Raw genomic sequence first — 21,291 nt, forward strand, 5'->3', positions numbered from 1 at the left:
GGGTGGAAGCTCAGTCGTCCGCGATGTTCTGCCCGGGAAACAAGACCTCGTTGAACCCGAATTTCGAGAAATCGCGAATGCGCATCGGGTAGAGGATGCCGTCCAGGTGGTCGCACTCGTGCTGCACCACCCGCGCATGGAAGCCGCCGACGCTGCGGTCGATCGGCCGGCCCTCCAGGTCGAACCCCTGGTAGCGCAGGCGCGCATGGCGCGGCACCACGCCGCGCAGGCCGGGCACGGACAGGCAGCCCTCCCAGCCATCTTCCATCTCGTCGGACAGCGGCGTCAGCACCGGGTTGATCAGGATCGTCTCCGGCACCGGTTCGGCCTGCGGATAGCGCGGGCTGGACTGGAAGCCGAAGATCACCACACGCAAGTCCACGCCGATCTGCGGCGCCGCCAGCCCCGCGCCGCTGAGATCGCGCATCGTGTCGAACATGTCCTCCACCAGCGCGCGCAGCGCCGGCGTGCCGAACTCCGTCACCGGCTGGGCCACCCGCATCAGGCGCGGGTCGCCCATGCGCAGCACCTGGCGGATCATGCGCCCGGCGGCGCGTCCGGCAGGCGCAGCCGCTCCACGATCTCGCCCTTGCCGATATGGCGCTCGATGATCTCGTCCACGTCGTCCTCGTCGACGTAGGTGTACCAGACGCCTTCCGGGTAGACCACGATGCAGGGGCCTTCCTCGCAGCGCTCCAGGCAGCCGGCCATGTTGATGCGCACCTTGCCGGGCGCCGCCAGGCCCAGGTTCTTGATCTGCTTCTTGGCGTAGTCGCGCACGCGGGTCGCGCCCTTGTCGTTGCAGCAGGTGCGCTCGCCCGGCTTGCGCTGGTTGCAGCAGAAGAAGACGTGGTGCTGGTAGTAGCTGCTCATGCTTGGGCTGGCTCCGGCTCGCGGCTGGGCTGCGATTCTACGCCCTTACCCGTCCTTGCCGAAGGCGTAGGACAGGTTCACCGCCGCGAAGGTGTCGGTCTGCTCCGTGCCGGCCGGCACCTCGCTGTTGTTCTTGATGGTGTAGCTCAGCGACGCGAACAGGTTCCCCACCACCGACAGCTTCAGCTCGGTCACCGACTCGGTGAAGGTATTGTCGGCACCGGATTCCAGCTTCAGGCTCTGGATGAAGTCGCTGGTTTCCGACAGCTTCCACTGGTACTTGGCGAAGGCGCGGCCGATCAGGTCGTCCTCGCGGGTGCGGCCCGGGTCGTTGTTCTGCAGCTGGCGCGCACCGGCACCGATCTCGGCATCCAGCAGGTGCACCGGCCCGGTCAGGACATGGCGGCCATAGCCCACGGCCTCCGAGGTGCGCTCGCGCACGCCGCCGAACAGGTCCTTTTCCCACTCCACCACGCCGAACACGTAGTCGCGCTCCGAGAATCCCCAGTCGAGCTTGTCGCCCACGGTGTAGCGCTCCGCGGTGCTGCCCTCGTCGTCCGAGGAGGAGTTGATCGCCGAGGCGGCAAAGGCGTTCTTCCAGGCGCCATCGACATAGTCCAGCGCCAGCTTGCCGTTGAGCGAGGTGGTCTCGCTGTTGCCGCTGGTGCCGAGGTAGCCCAGCCCCACTTCGCCCGACCAGGGAGCCGCCTGGGCGGCCAGGGAGCAGGACGACAGCGCAAGCGCGAGAACGGCTCGGTTCATGGGGGGGTTCCTTATTTTTCGGGACGGGCAAACGCCTATTATGTGACATGGCCGCTTCCTTCCCGATCGCCGATGCCGACCTGTGCGTGAAGTGCGGGCTCTGCCTGCCCCATTGCCCGACCTACGGGCTGACGCAGCACGAGGGCGACTCGCCGCGCGGGCGCATCGCGCTGATGCAGGGGCTGGCTCTGGGCAGCATCCCGGCGACGCCGAAGCTGGAAACCCATCTCGACGGCTGCCTGGGCTGCCGTTCCTGCGAGTCCGTCTGCCCCGCGAAAGTTCCCTACGGCCGCCTGATCGACGCCGGCCGCGCCGCCCTCAACGAGCGGTTGCCGCAGCGGCGCCGGCTGCCGCGGCTGATCGGCGCCGCGCTCGCCGGCCGCGAATCGCGCCGCGCGCTGGGGCTGCTGCTCTGGCTCTACCAGGCCTGCGGCCTGCAGGCGCTGCTGCGGCGCCTGGGGCTGCTCGGCGGCGGCCGCCTCGCCCGGCTGGACTCCCTGCTGCCGCCGCTGCCCGCCCTGCCCTTCAGCGTCCGCGCCCGCGGCGTGGACGGCCCCGCCGACGCCGCCCTCTTCACCGGCTGCGCCGGCGACCTGGCGGACTCGGACTCCCTGGCCGCCGCGCAGCGCCTGCTGCAGCGCCTCGGCCTGCGGGTAGCGCTGCCGCCGCAGCAGGGCTGCTGCGGCGCCGTCTACCAGCATGCCGGCCTCGCGGAGGAAGCCCGGGCCTGCATGCAGCACAACGCCGAGGCCTTCGCCGGCTACCCTGCCGTGCTGGCCACCGCCAGCGGCTGCAGCGCCACGCTGCTCGACGCCCCGGACCTGCTGGGCAAGCCCCAGGGTGCCGCGCTGCGCGCCCAGGTGCAGGACATCCACCGCTTCCTGCTGCAGCGCTGGCCCGCCGGACTCCGCCCCAGGCCCCTGCGCGCGCGGGTCGCCGTGCACGAGCCCTGCACGCAGCGCAACGTCACCGGCGGCGGCGACGCGCTGCGTGCCCTGCTGCGGAAGATCCCGGAGATCGAGCTGGTGGAACTGGACCCGCGGCAGGCCTGCTGCGGCGCCGCAGGCAGCCATTTCATCACCCACCCGGAAGACGCGGACCGCCTGCTGCAGCCCAAGCTGGAAGCGTCGCAGGCACTGCGGCCGGACTACATCGTCAGCAGCAACATCGGCTGCTCGCTGCATCTCGCGGCGGGCCTGCGCCGCGCCGGCCTCAAGGCGCCGGAGGTACTACATCCGCTGACGCTGCTGGATCGCCAGCTCGGGCCAGCTTCGCCTCCAGGCGCAGCATGATCAGCTCCGCCAGCTCGCCCTGGATGTACTCGCGCAGGCGCTGCTCCTCGGCTTCCTTGGCCAACACCTGCTGCGGCTGGAAGCTGTAGTCTCGAGAGGCGCTGAGGGTGTCCGGCGGCAGCAGCGCACGTCCGCCGCTGATCACCTCGTAGCGCACCGAGCTGACCAGCAGGTACTCGATCGCCTTGCCGTCCGGCCCCACCGACAGCACCTCGCGGCGGTCCTTCAGCTCGCTCAGGCGCACCACGGTCCGGGCCTTCTCCATGTCGCTCGCCACGTCCGCGCCGCGGCGGCGCAGGCCGGCACGCAGCGCCGTCTCCAGCGGCGGCTCCGACACCTGGTAGGGCGTCACGCTGTCGATGTAGACCGAGGACAGCGCCGGCGGCAGCGGCCGCTTGCCGGCCAGGTGGAAGCCGCAGCCCGCCAGCAGCAGGGCTGCACTCAGCACGATCCAGCGGCTCATCTTCGGCATGGGCTCTTCCGTGTCAGACGACGAAGTTGACCAGTTTCCCCGGCACCACGATCTTCTTCTTGATCGCCTGCCCGTCGGTGAATTTGCGCACGTTCTCGTCCGCCAGCGCAACCGCCACGATCTCGTCCTGGCCGGCGCCCGCCGGAACCTCGATGTTGCCGCGCAGCTTGCCGTTGACCTGCACCACCAGGGCGATGCTGTCGCGCACCAGGGCGGCGGCATCGGCCTGCGGCCAGCGCTGCGCCAGCAGGTCGTCGCGGCCGGTCAGGCCCTGCCACAGCGCGTGGCAGATGTGCGGCACCACCGGGTTCAGCATCAGCACCACGCTCTGCCAGACCTCCTGCGACACCGCACGGCCCTGGGGCGAGGCGTCGTCGAACTTCAGCGCCTCGTTCATCAACTCCATCACCGCCGCGATGGCCGTGTTGAAGGTCTTGCGGCGGCCGTAGTCGTCGCCCACCTTGGCGATGGTCTCGTGCAGCTTGCGGCGCAGCGCCTTCTGCGGCGCTGTCAGCGCATTCTTGTCCAGCGCAGCGGCCGGGCCGCCCTGCGCATGCTGCTGCACGCCGCGCCACAGGCGCTTGAGGAAGCGCGTCGCGCCCTCCACGCCGTCGTCGCGCCACTCCAGCGACTGCTCCGGCGGGGCGGCGAACATCGCGAACAGGCGCGCGGTGTCGGCACCGTACTCGTCCACCAGCGCCTGCGGATCCACGCCGTTGTTCTTCGACTTGGACATCTTCTCGATGCCGCCGATCACCACCGGCTGTCCATCGGCCCGCAGGATCGCCTTCACCGGCTGGCCCTTGGCGTCCAGCTCCAGGTCCACGTCGGCCGGGCTGTACCAGGTCTTCTTGCCGGAAGCGTCCTCGCGGTAGTAGGTCTCCTTGATCACCATGCCCTGCGTCAGCAGGTTGGTGAAGGGCTCGTCGCTGGACACCATGCCCTCGTCGCGCATCAGCTTGTGGAAGAAGCGTGCGTACAGCAGGTGCAGGATCGCGTGCTCGATGCCGCCGATGTACTGATCCACCGGCAGCCAGTAGTCGGCGCGCTCATCCAGCATCTTCTGCATGTTGTCCGGGCAGGAATAGCGGGCGAAGTACCAGCTCGACTCGAAGAAGGTGTCGAAGGTATCCGTCTCGCGCTCCGCCGGGCCGCCGCAGGAGGGGCAACTCGTCTTGCGCCATTCCGGGTCGGCCTTGATCGGCGACTTCACGCCCGTGAAGGCCACGTCCTCCGGCAGCACCACCGGCAGCTGGTCCTCGGGCACCGGCACCGCGTCGCACTTCGCGCAGTAGATCACCGGAATCGGGCAGCCCCAGTAGCGCTGGCGCGAAACACCCCAGTCGCGCAGGCGGAAGTTCACGCGCCGCTGGCCCGTGCCGGCCTGCTCGAAATGCTGCGCCATCGCCGCGAAGGCCTGCGCGTAGTCCAGCCCGTCGAAGCGGCCGGAATTCACCACCCGCATCTGCGGATGGGTCTTGTCGGCATACCAGTCCTGCCAGCGCGTGGCGTCGTAGGCCTCGTCGCCCACGGTGATGACCTGCCGGATCGGCAGGCCGTACTTCTGCGCAAAGGCGAAGTCACGCTCGTCATGCCCCGGCACCGCCATCACCGCGCCGGTGCCGTAGCCCATCAGCACGAAGTTGGCGACCCAGACCGGCACCTTCTCGCCGGAGATCGGATGGATCGCGGAGATGCCCAGCGGCATGCCCTTCTTCTCCATCGTCTCCACGTCGGCCTCGGCCACGCCCGAGCGGGACGCATCCTTCAGGAATTCGGCCAGCTCCGGGTTGCCCGCCGCGGCGCGCTGCGCCAGCGGGTGCTCCGCCGCCACGGCGACGTAGGTCACGCCCATCAGCGTGTCCGGGCGCGTGGTGTAGACCGTCAGCGGCTCGCCGCCGCCCTCCACCGCGAACTGCAGTTCCAGGCCTTCCGAGCGGCCGATCCAGTTGCGCTGCATGGTCTTGACCGCTTCCGGCCAGCCGGCCAGCTGGTCCAGGTCATCCAGCAGTTCCTGGGCATAGGCCGTGATCTTCAGGAACCACTGCGGAATCTCGCGGCGCTCCACCAGCGCGCCGGAACGCCAGCCGCGGCCGTCCACCACCTGCTCGTTGGCCAGCACCGTCTGCTCGATGGGGTCCCAGTTCACCACCGCGTTCTTGCGGTAGACCAGGCCCTTGTTCAGCAGGCGGGTGAACAGCAGCTGCTCCCAGCGGTAGTACTCCGGCCGGCAGGTCGCCAGCTCGCGCGACCAGTCATAGGCAAAGCCCAGCCGCCTGAGCTGGGCCTTCATGTAGTCGATGTTGGAATAGGTCCACTTCGCCGGCTGCGTGTTGTTGGCGATCGCCGCGTTCTCGGCCGGCAGGCCGAAGGCGTCGAAGCCCATCGGCTGCAGCACGTTCTTGCCCAGCATGCGCTGGTAGCGGCTGATCACGTCGCCGATCGTATAGTTGCGCACATGCCCCATGTGCAGCTTGCCCGAGGGGTACGGGAACATCGAGAGGCAATAGTACTTCTCGCGGCCGGCCTCCTCCTTCACCTCGAAGGACTTGTTCTCGGCCCAGAACGCCTGGGCGGCGCTTTCGACTTCGGCGGGGGCGTACTGCTCTTGCATCGTAGGGAGGGGGTGGACTCAAAAGGGGGCGTAGTCTACCAGCGGCCGCCCCTGGCCCGAGAGGGGTCCGCCTTCTCCAAAGTTCCAGGGAGATTGCGTTCACTCCAGCCTACGGACAGCCCAAAGTTTGTCAGCATTCGACAAAATCTGTCACCCCGTCAGCCCTTTCAACTTGGCAAGCCACTGAAATTTATAGGTTGCACCGCAAAATCCCGACTGGCATACAGCCTGCGTCATTTCTCCCGAGCCCAAGCTCATTCCAATTGGATCCAAGGAGTCGAATACAATGCAAAAGATTCAGAAGGGTTTCACGCTGATCGAACTGATGATCGTGGTGGCGATCATCGGCATCCTGGCCGCCATCGCGCTGCCGGCCTACCAGGACTACACCATCCGCGCCCGCGTCTCCGAAGGCATCGGCCTGGCCGCTGAGGCCAAGACCTGCGTGAGCGAGACCGCCGTTGGCGACGCCAAAGTGGTTGGTGACCTGGTTGCTGCGGACGTCGCCGGCTGCGGCGGCGCTGCGACAAAGTTCGTTGCGTCGATCGCTGCCGGTGATGCCGGTGTCATCACCGTGACGACCACGGCGACCGGCGCCACGGTCGATCCGGTCCTCACCCTCACGCCGAACCAGACCGCTCTCGAAGACCCGATTGATTGGACTTGCGGCCAGACCGCTGGTCTTGCCAAGCACGTCCCGGCCCAGTGCCGCTAATCACCCTCGGGTGATTTGGATTGCAGCCGCTTCGGCGGCAGCAGGAAACGCCACCTTCGGGTGGCGTTTTTTTTGGAGAGCCTCACCATTTCCGGCACCCCGGAACGCCCGACGATAGCTGGCCAACTTGCATGCCTTTCTCACTGACTTCCCTGCGCAATTGGCTGGACCAGGCACTGAACCGGGCGCCCCGCCGGGTCGCCTTCCTGATCCATTTCTGCAGCTCCACCCTGGTCGCCCTGCTGATGATGACCCTGGCCTTGGCGGTCTGGTACCCCGGTGACTACCGCAGGCACTCCGGCGGACTCGACCTGCTGCTGCTGGTCGGCGCCATCGACGTGGTCCTGGGTCCAACCCTCACCGCCGTGGTTTTCGATCGCCGCAAGGCCTGGCGGGAACTGGCGCGCGACCTCGCGGTCATTGCCGCCATACAACTCGGCGCCCTGGGCTACGGCATCCATACGCTGTTCGAAGCGCGCCCGGTGGCGCTGGTCTTCGAGACAGACCGCTTCCGGGTCATCGCCGCCAATGAGGTCCGCCTGCAGGAACTGGCCGACCCGCAATCCCGCTATCACGCCCTGCCCCTGACGGGTCCCCTCCTGCTGGGTACGCGCCAACCCAGGCCCGGCGATGAGCAGCTGCATGCCCTGGAAATTGCGCTCGGTGGTTACGATCTCGGCCAACGCCCGATCTTCTGGCAAGCTTACGACCAGTCCCGCATGGAGGCCTTCAACAAGGCCCAGCCGGTCCATGCTCTGCTGGAGATGCCCGGGAACGACCGCACCGTCCTGGAGCGCAGGCTCGAAGCTCTGGGCGCCACCCCCTCCACGGGCCGTTACCTCTCCTTGGACGCGCGCGAGGACGGCTGGCTAATCATCCTGGCACCTGGGGGGAAGGTAGCCGGATTCCTGCGGGCACAGCTTCCCGCTGAAGCGCCGCGAAGGCCGCCAGATCAGCGCTCTCCGGCCAGCCTCTCCTGAGGGAATCCAAGAAAGGCCGTCCATCGGGCGAACCATCATTCGCGCCTGGCTCCGCTGTAGCGGAAAAGCCTTTATCTCCGCTATCCGCATCGTATAGTCTTCAAGGAGTTACGGAGACTCCCTATGGCCATCACCCCCCAGACTACGGCACCCGGCACGTTCCTGGGCGGCTTGGCGCGCCGACTGGTGGCTGACGGCTTGCTGACCGAAGACAAGGGCAGGGAGCTGCAGCAGCAAGCCATCAAGTCGAACACCCCATTCGTCCGCCTGGTCGTGGATTCCAAGCTGGCAACCCCCGCCCGGGTGGCCGAAGCAGCCAGCACCGAGTTCGGCGTACCGCTGGTCGACCTTTCGACCATCGAAATCGACGCTGCCGCTTACAAGGAGGTCAGTGAAAAGGTCCTGCGCAAGACCAACGCCCTGCCGATCTTCAAGCGCGGCAAGAAGATGTACGTCTGCGTCTCGGACCCCACCAATCTTGCGGCACTGGACGAAATCAAGTTCGCCACCGGCAACCAGACCGAAGCGATCTTGGTGGAGGAAGATAAGCTGACCAAGGCGATCGAGCAGGCGATCAACCAGCTCAGCGCCTCGGACATGAAGGTGGACGACGAAGATCTCGCCGACATCGACATCAGCGACGGAGAGGAGGACAAGGGGACAGAGGTCACCCGGTCCGACGCCGAAGACGCCCCGATCGTCAAGTTCGTCAACAAGATCATGATCGACGCCATCAATCAGGGCGCATCGGACATTCACTTCGAGCCTTACGAAAAGACCTACCGCATCCGCTACCGCAAGGACGGCGAGCTCAAGACGATCTCCCAGCCCCCCAGCAGCCAGGCCGTGCGCATCGCCGCCCGCGTCAAGGTCATGTCACGCCTGGACCTGGCGGAACGACGCGTTCCACAGGACGGCCGCATCAAGCTGCACCTGTCCAAGACCAAGGCCATCGATTTTCGCGTCAGCACTTGTCCGACGCTGTTCGGCGAGAAAATCTGCTGCCGTATCCTGGACCCAAGCAGTGCCCAGCTCGGCATCGACGCGCTGGGTTACGAGCCGGAACAGAAGGCTGCCTACATGAAGGCGCTGGCGGAGCCCCAGGGCATGATCCTGGTCACCGGCCCCACCGGCTCCGGCAAGACCGTGTCGCTCTACACGGGCCTGAACATCCTCAACACCGAGGACATCAACATCTCTACCGCCGAGGATCCGGCAGAAATCAACCTGCCGGGCATCAACCAGGTCAATGTGCAACCCAAGGTCGGCCTGACCTTCGCCGCCGCCCTGAAAGCCTTCCTGCGCCAGGATCCGGACGTGATCATGGTCGGTGAAATCCGCGACCTGGAAACTGCCGAGATCGCCATCAAGGCAGCCCAGACCGGGCATCTGGTGCTGTCGACCTTGCATACCAACGACGCGCCCCAGACCATCGTCCGCCTGATGAACATGGGCGTGCCCGCGTATAATCTGGCCTCCACGCTAACGCTGATCATCGCCCAGCGTCTGGCTCGACGCCTCTGCAAGGTCTGCAAGCGCCCCGCCAGCATCCCGCACAGCGAACTGCTGAAGCAGGGCTTCACGGAAGCCGAGATTGGCGCACCAGGCTTTTCGATCTACGAGGCAGTGGGTTGCGATCAGTGCGACAACGGCTACAAGGGGCGTACCGGTATCTATCAGGTCATGCCCTTCAGCGATGCCATGGGGCGCATCATCATGGAAGGCGGCAACGCCATAGACATTGCTGATCAGGCGGCCAAGGAAGGGGTTCTGGACCTGCGACAGTCGGCACTCAAGAAGGTCAGGGACGGACACATAGATCTTGCGCAGGCCAATGCCTGTACCGCAGGCGACTAAGGACAGGCTGAGGGGAGCTTCTACATGGCGCAAGCAGCAGCATCAAAGGCCAGGACCGCCAAGGTCGAGGTCGTCAAGGAACACACCTTCAAGTGGGAGGGCGTGGATCGCAAGGGGCAGCGCGTAAAGGGGCAAAGTGTGGGCCCCAGCGAGAGCATGATCAAGACGCAACTGCGCAAGCAGGGTGTCAACCCTATTTCGGTGCGAAAGCAGTCCGAACTATTCTCCGCCTCCCGAAAGAAAGCGATCAAAGCCGTAGACATCGCCATCTTCTCCCGTCAGATGGCGACGATGATGGCCGCTGGCGTCCCTCTGGTGCAGGCACTGGAAATCGTCGGTCGCGGCCACGAGAATCCGTCCATGGCCGAAATGATCTTGGGTATCAAGACGCATGTAGAGAGCGGCAACTCCTTTGCTCTCAGCTTGGCAAAGTATCCTCTCTACTTTGATGATCTGTTCGTCAACCTGGTCGATGCTGGCGAAAAATCCGGCGCTTTGGAAACACTGCTGGAAAAGATTGCCACTTACAAGGAAAAGACCGAGGCGATCAAGAAGAAGGTAAAGAAGGCGCTCACCTATCCGGCGGCAGTCATCGTCGTCGCTTTCATCGTGACGGGCATTCTTCTGTACTTCGTGGTGCCTACGTTTGCCGAGCTGTTCCAGAGCTTTGGAGCCGACCTGCCGGCCTTCACCAAGATGGTGATCAGCCTGTCAGAATTCATCCAGGCGAAGTGGTGGCTCATCCTCGGGATCGTAGGTGGGACAGGTTATGGCTTCTACGAGGGGAAGCGTCGCTCCCGAAATTTTCGTCGATTCCTAGACCGGGTAATGCTCAAGATTCCGGTTGTTGGCGAGATTCTCTACAAATCGGCGATCGCCCGCTTCAACCGCACCCTCTCCACGATGTTTGCAGCGGGCGTGCCGCTGGTGGAGGCGATGGAGTCGGTGGCGAAGGCATCGGGCAATATCGTCTTCGAAGAAGCCATCTATCAGATGCGGGATCGCGTCTCCACAGGCCAGCAATTGCAGCTCAGCATGCAGCAGTCCGGACTGTTCCCCAACATGGCCGTCCAGATGGTCGCCATCGGTGAGGAATCCGGCGCCCTGGACGAGATGTGCGCCAAGGTGGCCGACTTCTACGAAGCCGAAGTGGACGCCATGGTGGACGCGCTCTCCAGCCTGCTGGAGCCCATGATCATGGCCTTCCTGGGCGTGGTGGTGGGCGGACTGGTCACCGCCATGTACCTGCCGATCTTCAAGCTCGGCCAGGCCATCTGACAACCAGCTCAAGACTTCGTCATGACGCTCACTGAGGGGCTGCAAGGCAGCCCCGTTCTTTTGATGTCCCTTTGCACACTGCTCGGCCTGATGGTGGGCAGCTTCCTCAACGTGGTGATCCTGCGCCTGCCGCGCATGCTGGAGATCGGCTGGAAGCAGGAAGCCCGGCAGGTGCTGGAACTGCCCGAGGAACCGGTCGAAAGGCTGACGCTGTCCCATCCGCCGTCCACCTGCCCCTCCTGCGGTACGGGTATCAAGCCCTGGCACAACATCCCGGTGCTGGGCTGGCTGATGCTTCGGGGGCGCTGCGCTTCGTGCAAGACCTCCATCTCGGTGCAATATCCGCTGGTGGAAGCCATCACCGGCCTGCTGTCGCTGGCCTGCGCCTGGCACTTCGGCTGGGGCCTGCCGCTGGCCGGCACCCTGGTGCTGACCTGGGCCCTGGTGGCGCTCACGGTGATCGATCTGCGCACCATGCTGCTGCCCGACACCATCACCCTACCGCTGATGTGGCTCGGACTGCTGCTGGCCCTGGTGCCGGTGTTCACCGACCTGCGCAGCGCCGTGATCGGTGCCGCCGCGGGCTATCTCAGCCTCTGGTCGGTCTACCACCTCTTCCGCCTGCTCACCGGCAAGGAGGGCATGGGCTATGGCGACTTCAAGCTGCTGGCCGCGCTCGGCGCCTGGCTGGGCTGGGCCGCGCTGCCGGGCATCATCCTCCTGTCCTCGGTGGTGGGTGCCGTGGTGGGCATCACCCTGATCCTGGCCCTGGGCCGTGACCGGCAGCTTCCCATTCCCTTCGGTCCCTACCTCGCGGCAGCCGGTTGGCTCTGGCTGCTCTGGGGCGATACCCTGACCACGGCCTATCTCGGAACCCTCTGATGCCTCGTCTCACCGTCGGCCTGACGGGGGGCATTGCCAGCGGCAAGTCCCTCATCGCGGACTACTTCATGGAACTGGGCGTCCCGGTGCTGGATGCCGACCAGGTGGCGCGCGATGTCGTCGCCCCCGGCGCCCCCGCCCTGCTGGAGATCGCCCGTACCTTCGGCCGCCAGTACCTGGCGCCGGACGGCCAGCTGGACCGGCGCAAGATGCGTGAACGCGTCTTCACCGAGCCCGAGGCCCGCAAGACGCTGGAGGACATCACCCACCCCCACATCCGCAAGCGCATGACCCAGTGGCGTGACGCCCAGGCCTCCGCCTACTGCATCCTCAGTGTCGCCATCCTGGTGGAATCCGGCATGCGCGAGTTGGTGGACCGCGTGCTGGTGGTGGACGTGGCCCCCGAGACCCAGCTGGCGCGCCTGCAGGACCGCGACCGCATCAACGAGGACCTGGCCCAGCGCATGCTGCAGGCCCAGGCCTCGCGCCGCGAGCGCCTGGCCGCCGCCCATGACGTCATCGCCAACACCGGCTCCATGGCCGCCGCCAAAGCCGCCGTGGAGGAACTGCATGCCTACTACCTGTCCATCGCCCGTACCGGCGAGATTTACGCACGCGGCCTGAGTTTGCCCCGTACTGTGATCTAGGACACAATTCCCCCTTCCCTGGCGAACCCTGAGCCGTGACCCCCGCATCCGAGCTGGTCACCTTCGAACAACCGCTGACCGAGAAGGTCCGGACCTTCCTGCGCCTGGAATTCCTGTTCGCCCAGCACCAGCACCACCGGGCTGACGGTACCCCGTTCGGTGCGCGCGCCACGCTGCATGCGCTGCTGGACATCCTGGTGGTCATCTCCCGCTCGGACCTCAAGAACGAGATCCTCAAGGAACTGACCGACCAGCACGCCCACCTGACGCGCCTGGCCAGCAAGCCCGGCGTGGACCCGGCCCTGCTCAAGGGCGTGCTCGCCGAGATCACCCAGGCCGTCAACGGCATGCAGCAACTGGCCACGCAGTTCGCCAACTCCCTGCTGCGCGGCAACGACTTCCTGACCACGGTCCTGAGCCGCGCCAGCATCCCCGGCGGCACCTGTGCCTTCGACCTGCCGATCTACCACCACTGGCTGTCGCGCCCCGAGTCGCAGAACCGTGCCGACCTCGACGCCTGGTTCGCTGACCTGCGCCCCTTCGAGCAGGCCATCAATCTGTACCTGAAGCTGCTGCGCAACAGCGTGCCGGCCCAGCAGGCCGTGGCGCGCGGCGGCATCTACATCCAGACCCCGCAGGCGCCCTGCGTGCTGCTTCGGGTCACGGTCCCGGTGGACGCCCGCGTCTATCCGGAGATTAGCGCCGGCAAGCACCGCTTCACGGTGCGCTTCATGTCGGCCGGCGACGTCAACGCGCGCAGCCACCAGGCCGCCACCGACGTCCCCTTCCAGATCCAGTGCTGCGCGTTGTGACCCGCAAGTACGCCTGCCGTCAGTGCGGCAAGCCCGCCCTGCTGGAACCCTCGAATCCCTGGCGCCCGTTCTGCTCGGAGCGCTGCAAGACGCTGGACCTGGGCGAATGGTTCGGCGAGCGCTACAGCATCCCCGCCGAATCGCAGGACGACTTCAGCGAAGCCGCCGACCTGCCGCCGCCGAACAGCCCGCGGCCACAGTAGCCAGGGCAACAGCGCGGAAAGATCGCCCCCGTTCGTGCTGAGCCTGTCGAAGCATGAACGGCCCCGGAGGTCCTGCAAGCCCCGACAGGTCGCATCTCGCCCCGCCGCTTGTAGGAGCCAGCTTGCTGGCGACATCCACTGGCAGTCGCCAGCAAGCTGGCTCCTGCAGGAAAGCCCCGCTCACCAGTAAGCGGTAATCCCCGCCACGCCTTGCGCGTAGGCGGCAAAGGCCTCGTCCTTCTGCGCCGGCCCCACGCCGCCCAGCGCGTACACCGGCAGCTGCAGAGGCGCCGTCCACTCCGCAAAGCGCTCCCAACCCAGCGGCGCCGCGTCCGGATGCGTCGCCGTGGCCCGCACCGGCCCCAGCACCGCCGACGCAAAGCCCAGCTGCGCCGCGTGCTGCAGTTCCTCCGGCGCATGGCAGGAGGCGTGGCACTCCAGGCCCTCGGGCCTGCGTTCCAGCGCCGCGAGCACCGCCGACGTCGCATGCCAGCCTGCGCCCAGCTCCGCCGACAGCGCCGGATCGCGATCCAGCACCAGCCGCAGCCCCTGCCCGCGCACAGCCGGCGCCAGGCGCCGTGCCAGCGCCGCATAGGCCTCGTCGCCAAGCCCCGGCAGCCGCAGGCGCAACAACGCCCCCGCCGGCAGCCGCGGCAAGCGCTCCAGCAGGAAATCCCCACCCGCGTCGGCCGGCGTGAACACATAGTCGGCCGGCAGGCGCAGAGCGCCTGCGATGGGCAACACCGTCGGCAATACCTGCGGATGCGCCGCCAGTTCCTCCGCCGTCACCCAGGCCAGCGCCTGCTCCTCGCGGCCGTGGGGCTCGCCGTCGAAGCCGTCGATCAGCCAGGTATCCAGCAGCACCGTGCGGTTCGTGTACTCATGGCGGAAGCGGATCAGCGGCCGCGCGGCGCGCACCTCCACACCCAGCTCCTCGTGCAGCTCGCGCTCCAGCGCCTGCCGCGTCGTCTCGCCCGGCTCGATCTTGCCGCCGGGAAACTCCCAGTAACCCGCCGCCACCTTGCCCGCCGGCCGCTGCGCCAGCAGCACGCGCCCGCCACGCACCAGCACCCCGCAGGCCACCGCCAGCACCGGCTTGATGGCGTCCATCAGCCGAGGAGCCGCGGCGGCGCCACTCCCCTCTCCCACCGGGAGAGGGGAGTGGCGAGGGCATGGATGCCCGAGGTGGGGCAACGCATGGAGCAGTTGCCGAGGTGAGGGACAAGGGTCAATCGAGAACCATCACCCGCTGCCCCCGCCACCACGGAATTCAAGTCCGGTACTCCGCGTTGATCTTCACGTAGTCGTAGCTGAAGTCGCAGGTCCACACCGTCACGCCGGCATCGCCGCGGCCCAGGTCGATCCGGATGCGGTACTCCGGCTTGGCGAACACCGCCGCGCCGCGCTCCTCGCGGTAGTCCGGGTGCGGCTCGCCGTTCACCAGCAGCTCTACGTCGTCGATGCGCACGCTGATGCGCGACACGTCCAGCCCCGGGATGCCGCTGCGTCCCACCGCGGCCAGGATGCGGCCCCAGTTGGCGTCACCGGCAAAGGCCGCCGTCTTGAACAGCGGCGAGTGCGCCAGCGCGTAGGCCGCCAGGCGTGCCTCCGCCTCGCTCTTCGCCTGCGCGATCTCGATCGTGATGAAGCGCGTGGCCCCCTCGCCGTCGCGCACGATGGCCTGCGCCAGCTCGATGCAGACCTCCGTCACCGCCGCCACGATCAGCGCGTAGTCCGGGTGCTGCTCGTCCACGTCGGCCGTACCCACCTGGGCGGTGGCAAAGAACACGCAGGAATCGTTGGTGGAGGTATCGCCGTCCACCGTCACGCAGTTGAAGGATTTGCCCACCGCCGCATCCAGGCAGGCTTGCGTCGCCGCCGGCGTCAGGCGCGCATCGGTACCGACAAAAGCCAGCAGCGTCGCCATGTCCGGGCAGATCATGCCCGCGCCCTTGGAGATGCCTGTCACCGTCACCAGGCCCTGCGAAGTCCGCACCTGCCGGCTCGCGCCCTTGGGCAGCGTGTCGGTGGTCATGATCGTGCGGCTGGCCTGCATCCAGCCCTCGGTCGCCAGGTCCGCCTTCGCGGCCGGCAGCGCCGCCTTCACGCGGTCCGCCGGCAGCTTCTGGCCGATCACGCCGGTGGAGAACGGCAGCACCTGCTCCGGCGCGCAACCCAGCTGCGCCGCCGCCGCCGCCATCGTCTCCCGCGCCGCCTCATGGCCCGCCGTGCCGGTGCCGGCGTTGGCATTGCCCGAATTGATCAGCAGCCCCCGGATCGCCGTGCCCTGGCCCAACGCCTCGCGGCAGAGCTGCACTGGTGCGGCGCAGAAGGCATTGCGCGTGAACACGCCCGCCACCCGCGAGCCCGGCGCCAGTTCCACCAGCAACAGGTCCTTGCGACCCGGCTTCTTGATCGCCGCCTCGGCGCTGCCCAGGCGGGCGCCGGCCACCGGCAGCAGGGAGGCAGGGGGATGGAGGTTGACGGCCATGGCGGGGTACCGGACGAAAGCAGGGGATTGGGGGCGGATTTTAGCGGGTATCGGCCAGATTCGGGCGGCTGGCATGCCCGTGGAAATACCCGACTCACTCGTCACGTTGCAGCGCAACGCCCCCTCGGCTCTACTGCAAGCCCGCCATCTTGCAAACGGACTTGCCATGCGCAACGGACTGCTGAGGTTCCCGCGTTCCATCTTGATGCCCTGCCTGCTTTTACTGCTGGCAATGGGCATGCTGGGATATACGCCAACCTCGCATGCTTGCCCCAGCGTCACTACACTCCTTTCCAGTTCACCCCCCTACTACGCCACCGTCGGCCAATGCGGAAGCGAACTGATCTCTAGAGATCTAGCCCGGCAGGCTTGCTGGGATTTTGTCATCGCCCATGGCTACCCCATAAACGGCTTCTGCAACACCAGCGTCGGGCCTGACGGCTCCGCTTACTACGGGGCCGGCGGCTTGGGACCGTCCGGCCCATCATCAGGGCCGCCGTACTTCCTAGCTCGATATCACTTCTGTGAAGTCTGGATGGGTGATCGCGCGGTCTGGAGCAAGGACACCTTGCGCATCTATGACCGGAACACCAACAGTAGTGCGGCTTGTCCTGCTCCGCCACCAGTACGCGAAGAACGGCAATCCGCCAATAACAATATCTGTTCTGTAACAGGCGAGCAGAATGCAAAGGGCGGCCAGAAAGAGTTTGGAAATCCGGTCGACTGCACTACCGGCCGCAAGATTCAAACTGAAGTGGACTATGCTGATGCAGACTTCCGGATGGAACGCAGCTACAGCACCGAGTGGCTGACCAGTAACGATCCGGCGGGCTGGGGCTTCCCAAGGCCACAGCTATCGGTGACCACCACGCTCAGCTACGACGTTGCTGTATTTACCTTGGGCAATTGGCGTCGCGTCTTCCTGCGCAGCACAGGTGCAACCAACTGGACCAGCAGCCGCATCGATGACGGCGAATTGCTGCAGGTCAATGGTCAGCAGGTCTTCAGGACGGCCACCGGGCGCAAGTACGAATTCGACAGCACTGGCCGCCTGAGCGCCCGCATTGAGGTTGATGGGCGCCGACTCGATGTCGGCTATGCCAGCAATGCTTATGGGGGAACAACGCAAGTCCATACTCATTCCGCCACCGGTCACGTTTACCAAATGGCTTTCGACGCCAACGGACGAATCGCAGAGTTCGTCAATCCGGCGGGAGCCAGCATTTACTACAGTTGGGACGTTCAGGGCCGACTAGCCACTGTCACGTACCCGGACGACACTCCGTTGGTTAGCACGGACAACCCCGTCCGCCAGTACCTGTATGAAGACAGCGCTAATCTCAAGGCGCTCACCGGCATCATCGACGAAAACGGGGACCGCTTCGCGACCTACGCGTACGATAATCATGGCCGGACCGTTCTTTCCGAGCACGCTGGCGGAGCGGGTCGCCACTCTTTCGACTATATCGACCCCGCTATCACCCGGGTTAGAGAATATTTTGACGCCACTCGTTATACCGAACGTGAAATCACGTTTGGCACCCCAGCCTCGCAGAGGGGACCCCGGGTCACCTCTATCGCTTATACGCAATGTCCAGATTGCAGCCTTGCGAGCAACACCGAAAGCTATACCTACGACAGCAATGGGTGGCTGACCAACAAGCTCGACAGGCGCGGCATCAACACCGGCTACATTTTCTCCAACTACGGCTATGAGATCAGCCGTACCGAGGCCAAGAACACCCCGCTCAGCCGTACCATCAGCACCGGCCGAAACGGCTTCCAGCAACCGATACAGGTCGTCCAGGCAGGCCGCTATCACTATCGCTCTTACAATGGCTTCGGCCAGATCACGCAGGATTACCACTACACCACCACCGGCGGCTCCCGCCTCATAACCAACTTCGGCTACGACACCAGCCGGCGTCTGATCTCCATCAACGGCCCGCGCACCGATATCTCGGACGTCACCAACTTCACCTACGACAGCCAGCGCAACGTCTCCCAGGTCACGCGCCCGGGAAACCTGATCACGCAGATCACGCACTACAACGCCTCCGGCCAGCCACTGCGCATTCTGGACCCCAACGGGGTCGAGACCCTGCTGACCTACGATGCCCGCCAGCGATTGCTGAGCACCAGCACCGCCGGCGAAACAACCACGCTTGAGTACGACAAGGTCGGCCAGCTCAAGAAGGTCACGACCCCGGACGGCGCCTGGCTGGCCTACAGCTACGACGCCGCCCACCGCCTGACCGGCATCGCCGACCCGGACGGCAACCGGATCGAGTACACCCTGGACTGGGCCGGCAACCGCACCGCCGAGAAAGTCTACGACCCCGCCAACAGCCTGCGGCGCAGCCAGACTCGAATCTACGATGGCCTGAGCCGCCTCAAGGAAATCCAGGGCGCCGACGGACAGATTCGCTCCTTCACCTATGACGGCAATGGCAACCTGCTCACCCAGACCGTCGACAGCCGCACAACCACTCATGAGTACGACCCCCTCGAGCGCCTGACCAGGATCACCGACCCTGCCTCGGGCCTCACGCAGTACGGCTACAGCGCCTGGGACGAACTCACCAGCGTCACGGATCCGCGCACCCTGTCCACTGCCTATACCGTCAATACGTTTGGCGAAGTGACCCAACTGCAGAGTCCGGACACCGGCACCAGCACCGCCACCTACGACAGCGCCGGCAACCTCAAGACCCGCACCGACGCCAAGGGCCAAGTCGTCACCTACAGCTACGACGCCCTCAACCGGCTGACCCAGGCCGCCTACACCGGCGGCCCCAGCATCAGCTACAGCTACGACGCCGGCCCCTACGGCAAGGGCCGGCTCACCGGCATCAACGGCCCCGGTGCCTCGCTGGCCTGGACCTACACCCCCCACGGCCGCGTCGCCAGCCAGACCCAGGTGGTCGGCGCCAGAACGCTGGTCACCGGCTACAGCTACGACAGCGCCGGCCGCCTGGCCACCCAGACCCTGCCCTCCGGCAAGGTCGTCGGCTACCACTGGACCCTGAACCGCCTGACCAGCGTCACCCTGGACGGCAACCCCGTGGCCAGCAACCTCCAGGACGAACCCTTCGGCCCCATCAAGCAGTGGGACTTCGCCAACGGCGAGCAGGTGCAGAAGAGCTTCGACCTCTCCGGCCGCATGACCGCCCACAGCCTGGGCACCCTGGGCTACGACACCGCCGACCGCATCACCGGCCTGACCCACGGCGGCCTGTCCCACCTGACCGGCACCAAGACCTACGGCTACGACGCCCTGGACCGCCTGACCAGCTACCTGGGAGCCAGCTTCCACATCGGCTACGGCTACGACGCCAACGGCAACCGCAGCCAGCAGACCGGTACGGCGGGTACCACCGACTACACGACCAGCCCCACCAGCAACCGACTGGACAGCCTGACCGACGGCGTCACCACCCAGGGCTTCAGCTACGACGCCAACGGCAGCCTGACCGCCGACGGCAGCCATACCTATGGCTACGACAAGACCGGACGGCTGACCAGCGTCGACGGCAGCACCGCCTACGCCTACAACGGCCTGGGCCAGCGGGTCAGCAAGACCGCGTCAGGCACCGGCACCGTCTACGCCTACGACGAGGCCGGCCACCTGGTGGGGGAGTACGACGCCGCCACCGGCAACCCGATCCAGGAGACGGTCTGGATGGGCGATACGCCCCTGGCGGTGGTCAAGGGCTCCGGCACGTACTACGTGCATGCGGACCACCTGAACACCCCCCGGCAGATCAACGACCAGGCCGGCGATCCGGTGTGGGTGTGGGACACGATCACCTTTGGCGGATCGAGTCCGGATGAGGATCCGCTGGCGACCGGGACGGCATTCGTCTACAACCTCCGGCTTCCGGGGCAGTATTACGACTCGGAGACGGGGCTGCATCAGAATCATCATCGGGAGTACAGCCCGCCACTGGGTAGGTACACCGAGGTCGATCCGCTGGGGCTTTTTGGCGGTAGCTTGTCGCCGTATACCTATGCCAATCAGAATCCGCTGAGCTTCACCGACCCGGAGGGCTTGCTGCCGCAGGGTTTCGTGGATTTTTCTGCAGGTGCCGGTGACGTACTCACTTTTGGCCTAACGGCCCAGTTCCGTGAGCTAACAGATATCGGAACAGTTGATCGCTGCTCGTCCGCATACGCCTATGGAGAGGTTGCTGGCGTTGTCGGAAGCATTGCCACCGGCTACCTCGCGGGAACGAAGTCGGTTGCCAAAGCTTCTAGTCTGAACAACTGGCAGAACTTCTCACATACGCTAGTTCCGAGATCAGTTCTAAAGCGCTTTAACAATCCGTTCGCCAGATGGTTGAACAAAACCGGAAACAGGCTAAACGGCGATCATGTCCCTCCGGAAATGCACGACCTAATCGACCCCGTGGCGAACAGCGTAGGAAAATCGGTCGCGGAAGCCGCTAAGACTCCCCCGTTCTCTCCTCTGCGGCAATTGCCAAATCGCGTACCGTACACGCCTGGAGCGGCCGTATATGGCACGGGCTCCGCTGCGATGAACTCATGTGAGTGCCAATGAAAAAGCTTGCGCCACTTCAGTTTGTAAAGTACATGCTAGGAATGTTTAACCTGACTTTCTTCGAGGAAAGGTTGCTTGTGCACCTCAAGGAAAAAATGGACCCGGGGTCGCTAGATATCTTTGAAGATCAGCTCTCGAAGGCCACCAGGGTTGACCGAATAATCAATGAGGAAGATGACCGCATTAGACAGGGAAGAACCCTTTTTTATCAGCCTGCAAAGCAGATAAAGCCTCCAAGGGCTTTTCCTGGCAGGGCTGCAAAAGAGGAGCTTCTAGCCAAGGCTTTGGTTGTTGAGTCTGACGCAGAGATAGAGGTGCATTTCGTTCTATCCGAAGGTGTCTTTGTGGGCATGGAGTATTTTTCTCCGCAGCGACGGTTTTATCCGCGCGGCCCATACGAGATAAAGACAGTTGAATTGTTTCCGTCCGGTCGGAACTGAACTACCCTTCTGCTGCTCGATGATCCCAGCCCGGCCCCTGCGCCGGGCTTTTTCTTAGCCGCCGAGTAGCCGGGTTTTCGGTCCGCGCCGCATTCGCGCACCGGGGATATCGCGTGTCATAGAGTAGGTGTCGCCCCTCACCGGAGGACGTATGGGCGACACTGTCTGTCTTGCCTGCTGTCGTGCGGCCGCTTCTCAGCCGCCGCCTGGTCTGCTGCCCGCCGCGCCGCCCGGCGCCGCGGTCCGTTGCCTGGCCCCTGGCCGTGGCTTGCCGCCTGACCCATGCCCGGCATCCCGGCCCGGCCGGCTCGCTGGCGCTCGGAAAGGTCTGCTCTTGCCTGGGCCCGGCCCGTCGTCTCCCGACGACAGGCACCACATACGAGGGCCCTGCCGGGCACTCGTGGGGTGCGTC

General features: G+C 65.6%; 18 protein-coding genes. 11 read left to right on the top strand and 7 right to left on the bottom strand.

Features of this window, described 5'->3' with window-relative positions; all coding sequences use genetic code 11:
- Positions 1–10: 10 nt before the first annotated feature.
- The 3 genes from def to C3942_RS07795 are packed head-to-tail and all read right to left on the bottom strand — an operon-like array spanning position 11 to position 1,635.
- Positions 11–541 (bottom strand): peptide deformylase, encoded by a 531-nt coding sequence (gene def, locus C3942_RS07785; protein ID WP_104229811.1) that lies wholly within the window; start codon positions 539–541, stop codon positions 11–13.
- Positions 538–873 (bottom strand): (2Fe-2S) ferredoxin domain-containing protein, encoded by a 336-nt coding sequence (locus C3942_RS07790; protein ID WP_104229812.1) that lies wholly within the window; start codon positions 871–873, stop codon positions 538–540. The genes def and C3942_RS07790 overlap by 4 nt, the downstream gene beginning before the upstream one ends.
- Positions 874–918: 45 nt before the next feature.
- Positions 919–1,635, bottom strand: a complete 717-nt coding sequence (locus C3942_RS07795; protein WP_104229813.1) for a DUF481 domain-containing protein — start codon at positions 1,633–1,635, stop codon at positions 919–921.
- Between the two features lie 47 nt (positions 1,636–1,682).
- Here C3942_RS07795 and C3942_RS07800 point away from each other — a divergent pair, with 47 nt between their 5' ends.
- On the top strand, positions 1,683–2,927 hold the full coding sequence (locus tag C3942_RS07800) for a (Fe-S)-binding protein (protein ID WP_104229814.1): 1,245 nt from the start codon (positions 1,683–1,685) through the stop codon (positions 2,925–2,927).
- Here the strand turns inward: C3942_RS07800 and C3942_RS07805 are convergent.
- Positions 2,848–3,399 carry an LPS-assembly lipoprotein LptE gene (locus C3942_RS07805; RefSeq protein WP_243393538.1) on the bottom strand — a complete coding sequence of 184 codons (552 nt, stop codon included), beginning with the start codon at positions 3,397–3,399 and terminating at the stop codon, positions 2,848–2,850. The genes C3942_RS07800 and C3942_RS07805 overlap by 80 nt on opposite strands.
- A 13-nt stretch (positions 3,400–3,412) precedes the next feature.
- Positions 3,413–6,013 carry a leucine--tRNA ligase gene (gene leuS, locus C3942_RS07810; protein ID WP_104229815.1) on the bottom strand — a complete coding sequence of 867 codons (2,601 nt, stop codon included), beginning with the start codon at positions 6,011–6,013 and terminating at the stop codon, positions 3,413–3,415.
- A gap of 286 nt (positions 6,014–6,299) precedes the next feature.
- On the opposite strand from leuS, the gene C3942_RS22840 reads away from it, so the two are divergent.
- The 8 genes from C3942_RS22840 (at position 6,300) to C3942_RS07850 (ending at position 13,387) form a co-directional block, all read left to right on the top strand.
- Complete coding sequence (locus C3942_RS22840) at positions 6,300–6,728, top strand: pilin (RefSeq protein ID WP_104229816.1); 429 nt, start codon at positions 6,300–6,302, stop codon at positions 6,726–6,728.
- Between the two features lie 131 nt (positions 6,729–6,859).
- Positions 6,860–7,708, top strand: coding sequence for a pilus assembly protein (locus C3942_RS07820; RefSeq protein ID WP_104229817.1), 849 nt, complete (start codon positions 6,860–6,862; stop codon positions 7,706–7,708).
- Between the two features lie 129 nt (positions 7,709–7,837).
- Positions 7,838–9,565, top strand: a complete 1,728-nt coding sequence (pilB, locus tag C3942_RS07825; protein WP_207766020.1) for a type IV-A pilus assembly ATPase PilB — start codon at positions 7,838–7,840, stop codon at positions 9,563–9,565.
- 24 nt (positions 9,566–9,589) lie between these two features.
- Positions 9,590–10,843 carry a type II secretion system F family protein gene (locus tag C3942_RS07830; RefSeq protein WP_104229818.1) on the top strand — a complete coding sequence of 418 codons (1,254 nt, stop codon included), beginning with the start codon at positions 9,590–9,592 and terminating at the stop codon, positions 10,841–10,843.
- Between the two features lie 63 nt (positions 10,844–10,906).
- A complete protein-coding gene (locus C3942_RS07835; protein WP_243393540.1) occupies positions 10,907–11,725 on the top strand; it encodes a prepilin peptidase in 819 nt (272 codons plus the stop codon).
- The gene (gene coaE / locus C3942_RS07840; RefSeq protein ID WP_104229820.1) at positions 11,725–12,372 is read left to right on the top strand and encodes a dephospho-CoA kinase; all 648 of its coding nucleotides are present in this window, start codon (positions 11,725–11,727) and stop codon (positions 12,370–12,372) included. Before C3942_RS07835 ends, coaE begins: the two co-directional genes overlap by 1 nt.
- Positions 12,373–12,407: 35 nt before the next feature.
- Positions 12,408–13,184: a cell division protein ZapD gene (gene zapD, locus C3942_RS07845; RefSeq protein ID WP_104229821.1), complete on the top strand. Its 777-nt coding sequence runs from the start codon at positions 12,408–12,410 to the stop codon at positions 13,182–13,184.
- Entirely contained in the window at positions 13,181–13,387 is a 207-nt protein-coding gene (locus tag C3942_RS07850; RefSeq protein ID WP_207766011.1) for a DNA gyrase inhibitor YacG, read from the top strand. Before zapD ends, C3942_RS07850 begins: the two co-directional genes overlap by 4 nt.
- 180 nt (positions 13,388–13,567) lie before the next feature.
- Here C3942_RS07850 and C3942_RS07855 read toward each other — a convergent pair whose 3' ends face one another.
- Entirely contained in the window at positions 13,568–14,497 is a 930-nt protein-coding gene (locus C3942_RS07855; RefSeq protein ID WP_104229823.1) for a Nudix family hydrolase, read from the bottom strand.
- A 160-nt stretch (positions 14,498–14,657) separates the two neighbouring features.
- A complete protein-coding gene (gene argJ / locus C3942_RS07860; protein ID WP_104229824.1) occupies positions 14,658–15,878 on the bottom strand; it encodes a bifunctional glutamate N-acetyltransferase/amino-acid acetyltransferase ArgJ in 1,221 nt (406 codons plus the stop codon).
- A gap of 166 nt (positions 15,879–16,044) precedes the next feature.
- Between argJ and C3942_RS07865 the strand changes: the two genes are divergently transcribed.
- The gene (locus tag C3942_RS07865) at positions 16,045–20,439 is read left to right on the top strand and encodes an RHS repeat protein (RefSeq protein WP_165797375.1); all 4,395 of its coding nucleotides are present in this window, start codon (positions 16,045–16,047) and stop codon (positions 20,437–20,439) included.
- Positions 20,436–20,879, top strand: coding sequence for a hypothetical protein (locus tag C3942_RS22035; protein WP_133164267.1), 444 nt, complete (start codon positions 20,436–20,438; stop codon positions 20,877–20,879). Before C3942_RS07865 ends, C3942_RS22035 begins: the two co-directional genes overlap by 4 nt.
- Positions 20,880–21,291 lie beyond the last annotated feature (412 nt).

Source organism: Solimonas fluminis (assembly GCF_002930645.1).
Classification (GTDB): Bacteria; Pseudomonadota; Gammaproteobacteria; order Nevskiales; family Nevskiaceae; genus Solimonas_A; species Solimonas_A fluminis.